The organism is Micrococcus sp. TCR-5 (genome assembly GCF_052220525.1).
Classification (GTDB): Bacteria; Actinomycetota; Actinomycetes; order Actinomycetales; family Micrococcaceae; genus Micrococcus; species Micrococcus luteus.
The window spans coordinates 59,779-73,598 of record NZ_JBQPDO010000015.1 but is presented as its reverse complement, the minus strand read 5'-3'; the positions used below and the strand labels follow the sequence as shown (position 1 = coordinate 73,598).

Annotated in this window: 13 protein-coding genes and 1 tRNA gene; 12 read left to right on the top strand and 2 right to left on the bottom strand. The window is 73.7% G+C overall.

Features of this window, described 5'->3' with window-relative positions; translation table 11 throughout:
* Positions 1 to 223 precede the first annotated feature (223 nt).
* Positions 224 to 646 carry a nucleoside-diphosphate kinase gene (gene ndk, locus ACTSKS_RS09425; RefSeq protein WP_012750845.1) on the top strand — a complete coding sequence of 141 codons (423 nt, stop codon included), beginning with the start codon at positions 224 to 226 and terminating at the stop codon, positions 644 to 646.
* Between the two features lie 86 nt (positions 647 to 732).
* Here ndk and ACTSKS_RS09420 read toward each other — a convergent pair whose 3' ends face one another.
* Positions 733 to 1,392 carry a vitamin K epoxide reductase family protein gene (locus ACTSKS_RS09420; protein WP_002853923.1) on the bottom strand — a complete coding sequence of 220 codons (660 nt, stop codon included), beginning with the start codon at positions 1,390 to 1,392 and terminating at the stop codon, positions 733 to 735.
* Positions 1,393 to 1,789: 397 nt separating this feature from the next.
* Between ACTSKS_RS09420 and ACTSKS_RS09415 the strand changes: the two genes are divergently transcribed.
* The 11 genes from ACTSKS_RS09415 to ACTSKS_RS09365 all read left to right on the top strand — a co-directional run bounded on the left by ACTSKS_RS09415 (position 1,790) and on the right by ACTSKS_RS09365 (position 12,474).
* Complete coding sequence (locus ACTSKS_RS09415; protein WP_442927488.1) at positions 1,790 to 4,954, top strand: Rne/Rng family ribonuclease; 3,165 nt, start codon at positions 1,790 to 1,792, stop codon at positions 4,952 to 4,954.
* 232 nt (positions 4,955 to 5,186) lie between these two features.
* Entirely contained in the window at positions 5,187 to 5,492 is a 306-nt protein-coding gene (gene rplU / locus ACTSKS_RS09410; protein ID WP_002853919.1) for a 50S ribosomal protein L21, read from the top strand.
* Positions 5,493 to 5,543: 51 nt separating this feature from the next.
* Positions 5,544 to 5,801, top strand: a complete 258-nt coding sequence (gene rpmA / locus ACTSKS_RS09405) for a 50S ribosomal protein L27 (protein ID WP_002853915.1) — start codon at positions 5,544 to 5,546, stop codon at positions 5,799 to 5,801.
* A gap of 169 nt (positions 5,802 to 5,970) precedes the next feature.
* Positions 5,971 to 7,518, top strand: coding sequence for a GTPase ObgE (obgE, locus tag ACTSKS_RS09400; RefSeq protein WP_250161872.1), 1,548 nt, complete (start codon positions 5,971 to 5,973; stop codon positions 7,516 to 7,518).
* 3 nt (positions 7,519 to 7,521) lie between these two features.
* Positions 7,522 to 8,727 (top strand): glutamate 5-kinase, encoded by a 1,206-nt coding sequence (gene proB, locus ACTSKS_RS09395; RefSeq protein ID WP_250161871.1) that lies wholly within the window; start codon positions 7,522 to 7,524, stop codon positions 8,725 to 8,727.
* Between the two features lie 73 nt (positions 8,728 to 8,800).
* Complete coding sequence (locus ACTSKS_RS09390; RefSeq protein ID WP_250161870.1) at positions 8,801 to 10,150, top strand: glutamate-5-semialdehyde dehydrogenase; 1,350 nt, start codon at positions 8,801 to 8,803, stop codon at positions 10,148 to 10,150.
* A gap of 79 nt (positions 10,151 to 10,229) precedes the next feature.
* Positions 10,230 to 10,454, top strand: coding sequence for a hypothetical protein (locus tag ACTSKS_RS09385; protein ID WP_036316935.1), 225 nt, complete (start codon positions 10,230 to 10,232; stop codon positions 10,452 to 10,454).
* A gap of 74 nt (positions 10,455 to 10,528) precedes the next feature.
* A complete protein-coding gene (gene nadD, locus ACTSKS_RS09380) occupies positions 10,529 to 11,176 on the top strand; it encodes a nicotinate-nucleotide adenylyltransferase (protein ID WP_036316939.1) in 648 nt (215 codons plus the stop codon).
* Positions 11,173 to 11,598, top strand: a complete 426-nt coding sequence (gene rsfS / locus ACTSKS_RS09375; protein WP_442927487.1) for a ribosome silencing factor — start codon at positions 11,173 to 11,175, stop codon at positions 11,596 to 11,598. The genes nadD and rsfS overlap by 4 nt, the downstream gene beginning before the upstream one ends.
* 13 nt (positions 11,599 to 11,611) lie before the next feature.
* The gene (locus ACTSKS_RS09370; RefSeq protein WP_442927486.1) at positions 11,612 to 12,277 is read left to right on the top strand and encodes a histidine phosphatase family protein; all 666 of its coding nucleotides are present in this window, start codon (positions 11,612 to 11,614) and stop codon (positions 12,275 to 12,277) included.
* Positions 12,278 to 12,398: 121 nt separating this feature from the next.
* Positions 12,399 to 12,474 (top strand) — tRNA-Ala (locus ACTSKS_RS09365).
* 86 nt (positions 12,475 to 12,560) lie between these two features.
* On the opposite strand, the gene ACTSKS_RS09360 is transcribed toward ACTSKS_RS09365, so the two are convergent.
* The gene (locus tag ACTSKS_RS09360) at positions 12,561 to 13,691 is read right to left on the bottom strand and encodes an oxidoreductase (protein WP_439248044.1); all 1,131 of its coding nucleotides are present in this window, start codon (positions 13,689 to 13,691) and stop codon (positions 12,561 to 12,563) included.
* Between the last annotated feature and the right edge of the window lie 129 nt (positions 13,692 to 13,820).

Genomic DNA, 13,820 nt, shown 5'->3' with positions numbered 1-13,820 from the left:
GCCCAGGGAGAAGCCGGCCTTCAGGACCTGCCCAGCCGGCCGCACCGTTCACCTGCGTGGGTGAACCACTACAACTACCATCGGCCTCATACCTCCTGCGGAGACGCTCCTCCGGCCTCACTGGCACCGACCCGAGTCAACAACGTCATGCCCTCCTACAACTAGGGTGGGGCGGGAACCGGACCGCGCTCGCGGCCGTCCGACGACGCTAGGAGCACACCCCATGACGCACCACACCGAAGAGACCCTCGTCCTCATCAAGCCGGACGGGGTGGCCCGCAACCTGGTCGGCGAGATCCTCGCGCGCATCGAGCGCAAGGGCTACGTGATCGCCGATCTGAAGATGCTCACGCCCACCCGCGCCATGCTGGAGCGCCACTACGAGGAGCACCAGGGCAAGCCGTTCTTCGAGCCGCTGGTCGCGTTCATGGCCTCCGGCCCCGTGGTGGCCGCGCGCGTCACGGGCGATTCGGTGATCGAGGGCTTCCGCTCGCTGGCCGGCAAGACCGATCCCACCGTGGCCGCCCCGGGCACCATCCGCGGCGACCTGGGCCGGGACTGGGGCGAGGCCGTCCAGAAGAACCTCGTCCACGGTTCGGACTCGACCCTCTCGGCCGAGCGCGAGCTCGCGATCTGGTTCGGCTGAGCCCGTTCCGGGCCCGCACGACGGCGGCCGGTCACCCTGGTGGGGTGACCGGCCGCCGTCGTCGCGTCCGGTGGGGGAGCGCGGGCTCAGTCGATCCCGATGACCCCGAGGCCCAGTTCCAGCAGGATCGAGGCGAACACCAGGACGTAGAGGAGCACGATCACGGGCCAGGCCAGCTCCCGGGCGAGTCGGACGAGGCCGGCCGGGGCCGGCAGCGTGCCGGTCTGCAGGTTCCGGGACGTCACGAGCACGAGCTGGGCGATGACCATGGCCCACACGATCATGCAGTAGAGGCAGAGCGTGCCGATGCTGTAGACGGCCGAGTACCAGAGCCACACGCAGAATGCGAAGCCCGCCAGGATCCCCGCGTTCATCAGCAGCCAGTACCAGCGGGCGAAGCGGGCGCCGGCGAGCAGGGACACCGCCACGGTGATGAGCACGGAGAACGCGACCACGCCGATGTACGTGTTCGGGAAGCCGAAGGTGTGGGCCTGCCACGACTGCATCACCTGGCCGCAGGACACCCACGGGTTGAGGTCGCAGGACGTGCGGTGCGTCGGGTCAGCGGTGAGGAGGGCGCGCTCGACGATGATGATGATCGTGGCCGTCAGCGCCACGAGCGAGGTGATCAGGAGCAGCGCCGCCGTGCCCGCGGGCCGGGCGTACCAGGTGAGCCGGGCCTCCTCGGCGGGGACGTCGTCGGCAGGGGAGAGGCGGACGTCGTCCGTCAGCGGGGTCGCAGGCATGGACACGATTCTAGGCGCGCGCCCGGGGCGGATGTGAGACAATCGGCCCTGGCCGTCCCGTGGCCACACCGCGGGGCAGCCCGCTGCGCGCCCGACGTCGGGCCGCCGCCGAGGCGCCCCCGCGTCGAGCATCGTGCGGGAGGTGGACGCCGGGCCCCGCCCGTGTGCGTCCGTGCGCCGGCCGGCGGACGGCACGTGACGCCCAGGCCCCGATCTCGAGGGCGCAGCGGTTCCGCGCCGGCCCCTGACGGTCGACGCGGTCCACCCGATGACTTCTCGGAGTCCGCCTCCCGGCGCACCCGTGGCGCACGGCGCCCGGGGCAACGCGGCCGGCGGCGGACGCGGACACGCCGGGCGGCGGCGAGTGTGGCGTCGTCGGTCGGCGGGAGGTGCTGCCATGGCGGCCAACAACGAGGACACGACCCGCGCAGACGAACGCGCGGAGGAGACGGCCGGGCAGGCCGTGACGCAGACCGCGGCGGACACCGCCGCCGCGGACCCGGCCGAGGAGCCGAGCGCGCCGACGCTGCAGGTCGACCCGACCGACCCGTTCGCCGTGCCGGCGAACCTGATCGAGGTCCTGCGCACCGAGACCACGTCCCGGCAGCGCTCCGAGGACGAGGACGCCGGAGAGTCCGAGGACCGGGCCGAGGGCGCCGTGGTCTCCCGCCGGCGCCGCCGACGCCGCCGCGGCGAGGTGGACATGGAGCTCGACGGCGGCGAGGCCGGCGATCCCGAGCACACCGTCACCCGCGTGCGCGCGCCGCGCCAGGCCGTGAGCACCGCCTCGGACACCGTCCAGAGCGTCAAGGGCTCCACCCGGCTCGAGGCGAAGCGCCAGCGCCGCCGCGACTCCCGCTCGGGCGGGCGTCGCCGCACCGTGATCACCGAGGCCGAGTTCCTGGCCCGCCGCGAGGCCGTGGACCGCAAGATGCTGGTGCGCCAGCGCGACCAGCGCATCCAGATCGCCGTGCTCGAGGACGGCGTGCTGGCCGAGCACTTCGTCTCGCACACCACGCAGGACTCGATGATCGGCAACGTGTACCTGGGCAAGGTCCAGAACGTGCTGCCGTCCATGGAGGCCGCGTTCGTGGACATCGGCCGCGGACGCAACGCCGTGCTCTACGCGGGCGAGGTCAACTGGGACGCCGCCCAGCTGGACGGCAAGCCGAGGAAGATCGAGAACGCGCTCAAGTCCGGCGACACCGTGCTCGTCCAGGTCACCAAGGACCCGGTGGGCCACAAGGGCGCCCGTCTGACCAGCCAGGTCTCCCTGCCCGGCCGCTACCTCGTGTACGTGCCGGGAGGCTCGATGACCGGCATCTCCCGCAAGCTGCCGGACGTGGAGCGCTCGCGTCTGAAGAAGATCCTCAAGGACCACCTGCCGCAGGACGCCGGCGTGATCGTGCGCACCGCGGCCGAGGGCACCTCCGAGCAGGAGCTACAGAACGACATCAACCGTCTGCGCGCCCAGTGGGAGGGCATCCAGGAGAAGGCGTCCGGCACCAAGGTGCTCGCCCCCGAGCTGCTCTACGCCGAGCCGGACCTGACCATCAAGACGGTCCGCGACGTCTTCAACGAGGACTTCTCCGCCATGCTCGTGCAGGGCGAGGCCACGTGGGACAACATCGAGGCCTACGTGACCTACGTGGCCCCGCACCTGCTGGACCGGTTGCACCACTGGGTGCCGGAGGACCACGACGGCGAGGACCTGTACGCCACCCACCGCGTGGACGAGCAGCTCCACAAGGCGCTCGAGCGCAAGGTGTACCTGCCCTCCGGCGGCTCGCTCGTGATCGACCGCACCGAGGCCATGACCGTGGTGGACGTGAACACCGGCAAGTTCACGGGCTCCGGCGGCAACCTCGAGGAGACCGTCACCAAGAACAACCTCGAGGCCGCCGAGGAGATCGTCCGGCAGCTGCGCCTGCGGGACATCGGCGGCATCATCGTCATCGACTTCATCGACATGGTGCTCGAGGCCAACCGCGACCTCGTGCTGCGCCGTCTCGTGGAGTGCCTGGGCCGGGACCGCACGAAGCACCAGGTCGCCGAGGTGACCTCGCTCGGCCTGGTCCAGATGACGCGCAAGCGCATGGGCACCGGGCTCGTGGAGGTGTTCTCGGAGACCTGCGAGCACTGCGCCGGCCGCGGCATCATCATCAAGGACACCCCCGTCGAGCGGGGCCGCTCCGGCGGTGAGCAGCGCGGCGAAGCGGAGGGCCGCCGTCGTCGCCGGCGTCGGGGCGACGGCGAGGGCGAGCACGCCCACGCCGCCGCGGCCACGACGACGGGCGCCGAGCCCACCGACTCCGAGGACGAGCGGCAGCGCCGTGAGCGGGCCGAGGCCGCCCGTGTCGCCCTGCACTCGATCGCGAAGGCCTCCGGCAAGGTGGCCGAGGACGAGACCCCCGCCCAGGAGTCCGCCCCCGCCGAGCAGGCGGCGGACGTCGCCGAGGACCAGGCGGCCGAGGCCGTCGAGGCCGCGTCGGCCGGGCCCGCGGAGGCCGGGCAGCCGGCCGGGGCGGACGAGGAGGAGACGCCGCGTCGCCGGCGCCGTCGGGGCCGCCGCCGTGGCCGGGGTCGCGCCGAGGAGTCGGCGGACACCGGCGCCGAGGCCGCGGGCTCCGAGGATGCCGCGCGGTCGCACGACGACGGCCCCGCCGAGTCCGCCGGTCAGACCCGTCAGACCGAGGAGGAGGCGGCCGAGCCGGCCGCCGCCGCGGCCCCCGAGCACCAGGACCCGGTCGTGCAGGCCGAGGAGGCCGTGGCCGCCGTCGCCGAGGCCGAGTCCCCGGAGGACGCGGACGCGCAGGACGACCGTCCCCACCGGTCCCGGCGTCGCCGGGGTGGCCGTGGGCGGTCCCGGCGGGACGGCGAGGCGGCCTCGACCGAGACCGACGCCGAGGACCAGGGCGCGGAGCGCGCGACGCCGTCGCGGCACGACGCCGCGGACGCCGAGTCCTCGGCGGCCGCGCCCGCGGAGGACGCATCGGAGCCGGTGCCCGCGGAGGACGCCCCGGCGCCCGTGACCGGCGAGGATGCCCCGGCGCCCCGGCGCCGCCGGTCCCGCCGGGCCTCGAGCGACGGTGTCGTCCGTCCGGCCGCCGGTGCGGACGCGTCCGCCGAGCGGACGGCCGACCGCACGGACGCGGCTCCGGTGGAGGCCACCGAGCCCTCGCCCGAGGAGTCCACGGACGCCACCGAGGTCCACGAGCAGCCCGCCGCCCCGGCCGCCGTCGAGGAGGCCGTGATGGTGGAGCCTGCGGCGACCGAGCCGACGGCGGAGCCCACGGCGGACGCGGACCAGGCGTCCGCCGCGGACGCCCCGACCGAGGCCCAGGCGGCCCCGGCGCCCGGATCGCCGCGCCGGCGCTCGCGTCGTGCCGTGTCGTCCGACGGCGTCCACGTCCAGGTCCAGGCCGCGCCCGGCGGCGCCCAGGGCGGCCGCTTCACGGCGGCCGTGGCCGAGGCGTCCACCCCCGCCGAGCCGCAGGGTGCCGCCCCGGTGATGCTCGGCGTCGGCGTGAAGGCCGCCGACCTGGCCCGTCGCGGCCGCTGACCGTCGTCGGTGCCGCCGCCCCGGGCCTGCCCCGGGCGGCGGCGACGCGCCGACACGCCTCTGTTTGGTCCGGATGCCCGGCAGCGAGTATGCTGGACCATCGGTGTTCACCGCCCGCACGCTCCCGCATGTCCCGGTGAGGGACCGCCGGACCCGGACGCAGCCGCGGTCGAGGTGCGGGCGAGCAGAACCCGATCTGATCCATTGAAACGTCGAGAGAAGTGAGTCCCAAGTGGTGTACGCGATTGTCCGCGCTGGCGGCCGCCAGGAGAAGGTTTCCGTCGGAGACCTCGTTACCCTTGACCGCGTTCCCGCTGAGACCGGTGGCTCCGTCGAGCTGCCCGCTCTGATGCTGGTGGACGGGGACGAGGTCAAGGCTGGCGCCGATGCCGCCGGTGTGAAGGTGACCGCCGAGGTCGTCTCCCACTCCCGTGGCAAGAAGGTCGTCATCATGAAGTACAAGAACAAGACCGGCTACAAGAAGCGCCAGGGCCACCGCTCTGAGCTGTCCACGGTCAAGATCACCGGGATCGCCTGAGCCGTCACCGGCACCGGCGAAACCGAGCATCCGAGAGGTTAGGCAACAGCAATGGCACATAAGAAGGCCGGCAGTTCCTCGAAGAACGGCCGCGACTCGAACCCGCAGTACCTCGGCGTCAAGCGCTACGGCGGCGAGGACGTCAACGCCGGCGAGATCATCGTCCGCCAGCGTGGCACCAAGTTCCACCCGGGCCGCAACGTCGGCCGCGGCAAGGACGACACCCTCTTCGCGCTGTCCGCGGGCTCCGTGGCCTTCGGCCAGCGCCGCGGCCGCAAGGTCGTGGACATCGTCCCCGCCGCGGAGTGATCTGACACTCGTGCGGTCTGCGTGCGGACCCTCGCCCGGCGAGGACACCCGCACCCCCTGACGCCCCGGCGGGGGCGGGCCCGGCATCCACCGGACCCGCCCCCGCCGTCGGCGTCTCCGGCCCCTGGGCCGTCTGAGTCCGATCCCTCCAGCCCCTAGGAGCACTCCCATGGCAGCCTTCGTGGACCGCGTGGTCCTCCACCTCACCGCCGGCAACGGCGGGCACGGGTGCGTCTCCGTGCATCGCGAGAAGTTCAAGCCCCTGGGTGGCCCCGACGGCGGCGACGGGGGCGACGGCGGCGACATCACCCTCGTGGTGGACTCGCAGACCACCACGCTGCTGGACTACCACCACGCCCCGCACCGGTCCGCTGAGAACGGCCAGCCGGGCATGGGCGACCACCGCGAGGGCAAGAACGGCCAGTCGCTCGTGCTGCCCGTGCCGGACGGCACGGTGGTCAAGGATGAGCAGGGCAACATCGTGGCCGATCTCGTGGGGGAGGGCGCGACCTACGTCGCCGCCGCCGGCGGTCAGGGCGGCCTCGGCAACGCGGCTCTGGCCTCCGTGAAGCGCAAGGCGCCCGGCTTCGCGCTCCTCGGCCTGCCGGGGGAGAGCCGGGACCTGACGCTCGAGATCAAGACCGTGGCGGACGTCGCGCTCGTGGGCTTCCCCTCGGTCGGCAAGTCCTCCCTCATCGCGGCCCTGTCTGCGGCCCGCCCCAAGATCGCGGACTACCCGTTCACCACGCTCGTGCCCAACCTCGGGGTCGTGCAGGCCGGCGACGTGCGCTTTACCGTGGCCGACGTCCCGGGCCTGATCCCCGGCGCCTCGGAGGGCCGCGGCCTCGGCCTGGAGTTCCTGCGCCACGTCGAGCGCTGCGCCGCGCTCGTGCACGTCCTCGACTGCGGCAGCCTCGAGTCCGACCGCGACCCGATCGCCGACTTCGAGGCCATCGAGGCCGAGCTCGAGGCCTACGCGGTGGAGCCCGTCTTCTCCCAGGGCGGGGAGGGCGTCGTGCCGCTGAACGAGCGGCCCCGCCTCATCGCCCTGAACAAGACCGACCTGCCCGACGGCGCCGCGATGGCGGACATGGTCCGCGACGAGCTCGAGGGCCGTGGCCTGCGGGTCTTCGACATCTCCGCGCTGGCCCGCGAGGGCCTGGACGCCCTCAAGTACGCCATGGCCGAGCTCGTGGCGGAGGCCCGTTCCCGGGTGGTCGAGCCCGTGCCGGCCGCGCCCGTCGAGGTGCCGCGCCGGCATCGCCGCCGCGGCGAGCGGGCCGAATTCACGATCCGCCGCGAGGAGCGCAACCTCGAGCCTCTGTTCCGCGTGCGCGGCGAGAAGCCCGAGCGGTGGGTGGCCCAGACGGACTTCCAGAACGACGAGGCGATCGGCTACCTTGCGGACCGGCTCCAGCGGGCCGGCGTCGAGGACGGCCTGTTCAAGGCCGGTGCGAAGCCGGGCGACGCCGTCGTGATCGGCGACGACGTCACGGGCGTGGTCTTCGACTGGGAGCCCACGCTGTCCGCGGGAGCCGAGCTGCTCGCCGGGCCCCGGGGCACCGACCTGCGGCTCGACGAGCGCACCCGCGCGACCCGCGCGGAGAAGCGCGCCGAGCAGGATGCCCGCCGGGCCGCCCGTGCGGCGACCCGGGCCGAGATGGAGGCCGAGCGACGCTCCGGCCTGTGGAACGACACCGACGATCGAGAGGGATGATCCATGTCCGTGCGGCGCACCGTCGTCACCCGCTATCCGACCCCCGCGACGCGCGGCTCTGAGGACCCGCGGGCCAACCCCGTGACCTCGCGGGAGACGATGCAGGCCGCACGCCGGGTGGTCGTGAAGATCGGCTCGTCCTCGTTGACCACCCCGGACGGCCTGGACGTGGAGGCCATCGACCGCCTCGTGGACGTCCTCGCCGCCGAGCGGCAGAAGGGCACCCAGGTGGTGCTCGTGTCCTCCGGTGCCGTCGCGGCCGGCTTCCCCCACCTCGGGCTGGGCCGACGCCCCAAGGACACCGCCACCCAGCAGGCCTCGGCGGCGGTCGGCCAGAGCAAGCTCATGGCGCACTACACCACGAGCTTCGGCCGGCACGACACCGAGGTGGCCCAGGTGCTGCTGACCGCCGAGGAGCTCATGCGGCGCACCCAGTACACGAACGCGCACCGCGCCCTGTCGCGGCTGCTCACGCTCGACGTGATGCCGATCGTGAACGAGAACGACGCCGTGGCCACGCGCGAGATCCGCTTCGGCGACAACGACCGCCTCGCGGCCCTCACCGCCAACCTCTGCAAGGCGGACCTGCTGGTCCTGCTCTCGGACGTGGACGCCCTCTACACGGGCCACCCCTCGAACCCGGACGCGCGGCGCATCCCGGAGGTCACCTCGGACGACGATCTGGCCGGCGTCGACGTGCGCGTGCCCGGCTCTGCCGGTGTGGGCACGGGCGGCATGGTGACCAAGGTGGACGCGGCCGGCATCGCGGCCACCACCGGCATCCCGACCCTGCTCACCTCGGCCGCCAACGCGGGCGCCGCGTTCGCGGGGGAGGATGTGGGCACGTGGTTCTCCGCCACCGGCCGCCGCCGGTCCGCGCGCGCAGCGTGGCTCGGCCTCACGGCGGAGGTCCGGGGCCGGCTCGTCATCGACGACGGCGCGGTGGCCGGGGCGATCGACCGCGGCCGCTCCCTGCTGGCCGCGGGCATCACCGGCTGCACGGGCGACTTCACGCCGGGCGACGTCGTCGAGATCGTGGACGCGCACGGCCGGGTGCGGGCGCGCGGCCTCGTGCAGTACTCCTCGTCGCAGCTGCCCGCCATGCTCGGGCGGACGACCGCCAACCTCCGCGAGGACCTCGGCGCGGGCTACGACGGCGTCGTCGTGCACGCCGACGACTGGGTGCGCCTGGCTCCGCCGCAGCGCTGACCGGAGCGGGCTCCGGCCGCGGCGACGGACCGGGGCCTCGTGCCTCGTCCGGGGCGCTCGATAGGCTGGCGGCATGCAGACCACCGAGAGCACCGCACCCCAGGATCAGTCCGGCCGCCAGGACGCCGAGGCGCCGACGCCCGAGGTCGAGGAGGCCGTCCGCCAGCGGGCCGAGTGGGCGCGTCAGGCCGTGCCCGAGCTGGCCATCGCCGGCCGCGTCCGCAAAGACGCCGTCCTGCGCCACATGGCCGAGGCCCTGCGCGCCAACGCGGCCGCGATCAGCACGGCCAACCGCGAGGACCGCAGCCGCGGCCGCGAGGCCGGCACCTCGGCGGCCATGTTGGACCGCCTCAAGCTGGACGAGGCGCGCGTCGAGGCGCTGGCCCTCGCCCTGGAGACCCTGGCCGGCCTGCCGGACCCCGTGGGCACCGTGGTCCGCGGCGGCCCGCTGCCCAACGGCGTGCGGATGAGCCAGGTGCGGGTGCCCCTGGGCGTCGTGGGCGCCGTGTACGAGGCCCGTCCGAACGTCACGGTGGACATCGCCGGCATCGCCCTGAAGTCGGGCAACGGCGTGATCCTGCGCGGCGGCTCGGCCGCGGAGTCCACCAATGCGGTCCTGATCCAGGTGCTGCGGGAGGCGCTCGTGGACCAGGGCTTCGACCCCAACATCATCCAGGGCATCGACGACCTCGGACGTCCTGGCGTCGCCGCCCTGATGGCCGCCCGTGGCGCGGTGGACGTCCTCGTCCCGCGCGGCGGCCGTGAGCTGATCCAGCGCGTGGTCCGTGAGGCCCGGGTGCCCGTGATCGAGACGGGTGAGGGCAACGTGCACCTGTACGTGGACGCCTCCGCACCCAAGCAGATGGCGGTGGACATCGTGCTCAACTCGAAGACCCACCGCACCTCCGTGTGCAATGCGGCCGAGACCCTGCTGCTCCACCGGGACGCGGAGGAGGTGGGCCGAGAAGTGCTGCGCGCCCTCACCCGTGCCGGCGTGCTGCTGCACGTGGACGAGGCCGCGCGGGCCTGGCTGCCCACGCTCGCCGACCGCGGCGACCACGCCCGGGACGCCGTGGACGCCACCGAGGAGGACTGGGGCACCGAGTACCTGGACATGGAGATGGCCGTGCGCGTCGTGGACTCCCTCGACCAGGCGATCGAGCACATCGGCCGGTGGTCCACGGGCCACACCGAGGCCATCGTCACGAACGACCTGGCCGCGGCCGAGCGGTTCATCACCGAGGTGGACGCCGCGGCCGTCATCGTGAACGCGTCCACGCGCTTCACCGACGGCGGCGAGCTCGGCCTCGGCGCCGAAGTGGGCATCTCCACCCAGAAGATGCACGCCCGCGGGCCCATGGGCCTGGAGGAGCTCACGACCACCAAGTGGATCCTGCGCGGCGACGGGCAGATCCGCCGCTGAGCCGGGCTACGATGGACACCAGGACCCCTTCGGCCCGGCCCCGGCCCGGCCGTCTGACCCGCTGCACCGAGGAGCATCCATGCTGAACACCTCCCTGATCCTGGCCGCCGCCGAGGAGGGCCACCACGTCGTCAACGAGCTGCCGATGGACCCCATCTGGTACGGCCTGCTCGTCTTCGCGCTGCTGATGGCCGCCCTGGCCGCCACCATGTCCATGCGCTCCCGCGCGCTGCGCCTGCCCGAGCCCACCACCGCGGTCCAGCACCACGGCACCGGCCGCGGCTCGCACACCTCCGGTCACTGACGTCTCACCGGCCCGCCGCGTCGCCGCCTCCGCCGGGGGCGACGCGGCGGGCCGTCCGTTCGTCTCCTGAGCGCATGACCGTCGCCTCCCGCACCCCCGTCCCCGCGCCCACCGCCGGGGGCGCGCACCGTCGTCGCCTCGGCATCATGGGCGGCACCTTCGACCCGATCCACCACGGGCACCTCGTGGCCGCCTCCGAGGTGGCCGCCGAGTTCGAGCTGGACGAGGTCGTCTTCGTCCCCACGGGCCAGCCGTGGCAGAAGTCGGACCGGCAGGTCTCCCCGGCCGAGGACCGCTACCTCATGACCGTGGTGGCCACCGCCTCCAACCCCCGGTTCACCGTCTCCCGCGTGGACATCGACCGCCCCGGCGTGACCTACACCGTGGACACGCTGCGGGACCTGCGCCGCCTGCACCCGGACGCCGAGCTGTTCTTCATCACCGGCGCGGACGCCATGGGCCAGATCCTCACGTGGAAGGACGTGGACGAACTCTGGGACCTGGCGCACTTCGTCGGTGTCACCCGTCCCGGCCACGACCTCTCGGACATGGGCCTGGGCGCCGACGTCTCCCTGATGGAGATCCCCGCCATGGCGATCTCCTCCACGGACTGCCGGGAGCGCGTCCGCCGGGGCCGGCCCGTCTGGTATCTCGTCCCGGACGGCGTCGTCCAATACATCGCCAAGCACCACCTCTACGTCTCGGAAGAGGAGACCTCGTGACCGTTCCCCAGCCCACCCTGGACGCCCTCACCACCGCCGCGGCCGCCGCCGCGGACAAGCTCGGCACGCACATCGTCGCGTTCGACGTCGCCGAACGGCTCGGCCTCACCGACGCCTTCCTGATCGCCTCCGGCGCCTCGGAGCGTCAGGTCAACGCGATCGTCGACGGCGTCGAGGAGGCGCTGCTGAAGGACGAGCAGCTCAAGCCGCTGCGTCGCGAGGGCCGGTCCGACGGCCACTGGGTGCTGCTCGACTACGGACACTTCGTGGTGCACGTCCAGCATCGCGAGGACCGCGAGTTCTACGCGCTGGACCGCCTGTGGAAGGACACCCCGGCGATCGACCTCGGCCTGCCGGAGGAGAGCACCCGACCGGACGCGGCCACCCAGGACGACGGCGCCTCCGCCTCGCACGCCTCCTGAGCGGGGCCGCGAGATGCGCCTGATCCTGCTGCGTCACGGCGAGACCGACTGGAACGTCCTGGACCGCTACCAGGGGCACACGGACATCGAGCTGAACGCCGAGGGGGAGCGCCAGGCCCGCCGCGCCGCCGGCGGGCCCGTGGGTGACCTGATCGAGGACGCGGAGGAGCTCGTGGCCGTGTGCTCCCCGCTGGCCCGGGCGCGCCGCACGGCCGAGATCGTCCTCGAGGCCCGGGTGGGCGAGGCGTCCGTGGCCCTCGACCCGGAGCTGATGGAGCTGGCCGGGGGAGAGTGGGAGGGCCTGGAGCTCAGCGCGATCGCGGAACGCTGGCCGGACGAGCACCGCCTCTGGCGGGCCGAGCCGTCGCTCGACGCCGGCCCCGTCGGCGGGGAGACCCTGCGCGGGGGCGGCGGGCGGGCCCTGCGCGCACTGCGCGGACACGTGCCTCCGCACTGGGCGGACACCCCGCGCGACGGTGGCGCCCACACCCTGCTCGCCGTGGCCCACGGTGCTCTGATCCGTGCGGCCACGGGGCTGCTCCTGCGTCACGAGGGCGAGGCCTTCGCGGCGATGGAGCGGATCGGCAACGCCCGCGCCGCCGTGCTGCAGGGCGCGTTCACTGCCGACACCGGGGCCGAGGGCTGGGGCGACTGGACCCTCGAGGGCTACAACATCTGAGGGCGCCTCGGCCCGGACGCCGATTTGGTGCCCGCGCGGGGACCGTGTACGCTGGTCGAGTTGCCAGCGAGGCGAACGGGCCGGAAACGGCGCGTGAACATCGCAGGTGACGCCCACATCTGGGGGTATGGCGCAGTTGGTAGCGCGTCTGCATGGCATGCAGAAGGTCAGGGGTTCGAATCCCCTTACCTCCACCAGTCAGAAGGCCCGGTCCGCACGGACCGGGCCTTCTCCGTCGTCGGGCTCCCGTGCGGGGCCGGGAGGCGACCGCCGCCCTGCGACATCACCGCGCCGCGGCACTGCGGTGATGTCGCTCCGCCGCGGTCGGTGCGGGGGACACGCCGGGGTACGCGGCGCGCTCCGCCGCCGTGAGTGCGGGTTCCACCGCACGGCCCTCCCGCGCCGCGGCGACGGCGGCCTCGAGCACCGCCATCACGGCGACGGCCTGGTCGGGGGTGGCGGCGTCGCCGCTCGGGCGGCCCAGGATCGCGTCGCGCACGCCCGTGTAGGACCGCTGCTGGGCTCCGGTCGGCGCGGGGACGCGCTCGATGTTCCCCTCCCCGTCGTGCAGGAGGATCGGGTCCGGGTCGACGCCCCAGCCCTCGGCGCCGGGGAGCAGACCCGCGCGCAGCTGCGCCTCCTGCTGATCCGGAAGTTCCTTCACCGCGGAGCCGCGCGTCCCGTGGACCGCGAAGCGCGGGCTGCCGCCGGCCACGAGCATCGACGCCTGCAGGACCACGCGCCGGCCCGGGTACTGCAGCACGCAGTGCGCCCAGTCCTCGACCGGGGCGCCCGGACGCAGGACCGCGAGGTCGGCGTCCACGCGTTCGGGGACGCCGAAGAGCAGGAGCGCCTGGTCGACCAGGTGCGGGCCGAGGTCGAACCAGATGCCGCCCCCGGGCACCGCGGCTTCCCGCCAGCGGTCCCGGACGGTCGGGCGGAAACGGTCGATCCGGGACTCGAGGTGGACGACGTCCCCGAGCCGGCCGGAGCGGACGAGCTCGGCGATGCCCAGGAAGTCGCTGTCGAAGCGGCGGTTCTGGAACACCCGCAGCACCCGCCCCGTCTCGGCCGCGAGGTCGCGCAGCTTCCGCGCCTCGGCGAGACTCAGCGTGAAGGGCTTGTCCACCACCACGTGCTTGCCCGCCCTCAGGGCCGCGCGCGCGAGCGGCGTGTGCTGGTCGTTCGGGGCGGCGATCACCACGAGGTCCACGTCGTGGCGCGCCAGGAGCGCGTCCACGTCGGGCGCCACGACGACGTCCGGCAGGTCCGCGTGGACCGCGTCCGGGCGGCTCGAGACGACATGGGTGAGAGCGAGTCCCTCCGTGGCATGGAGCAGGGGGACGTGGAACGTCTTCCCGGCGAACCCATAGCCGATCAGGGCGGTGTGGATCGGTGCGTCAGTGCGGGACATGCAGGACCTCCTGGGCTGGCGGCGGGCATGGGGGCGTCTCCTGCACGCTAGGCCGTGGCGTCGCGGCGGTCCATCGACGCCGCCCGGCCGGTTTGCGCGGTTGCTGCAGGCCGGGTATTCTGTTCAGGT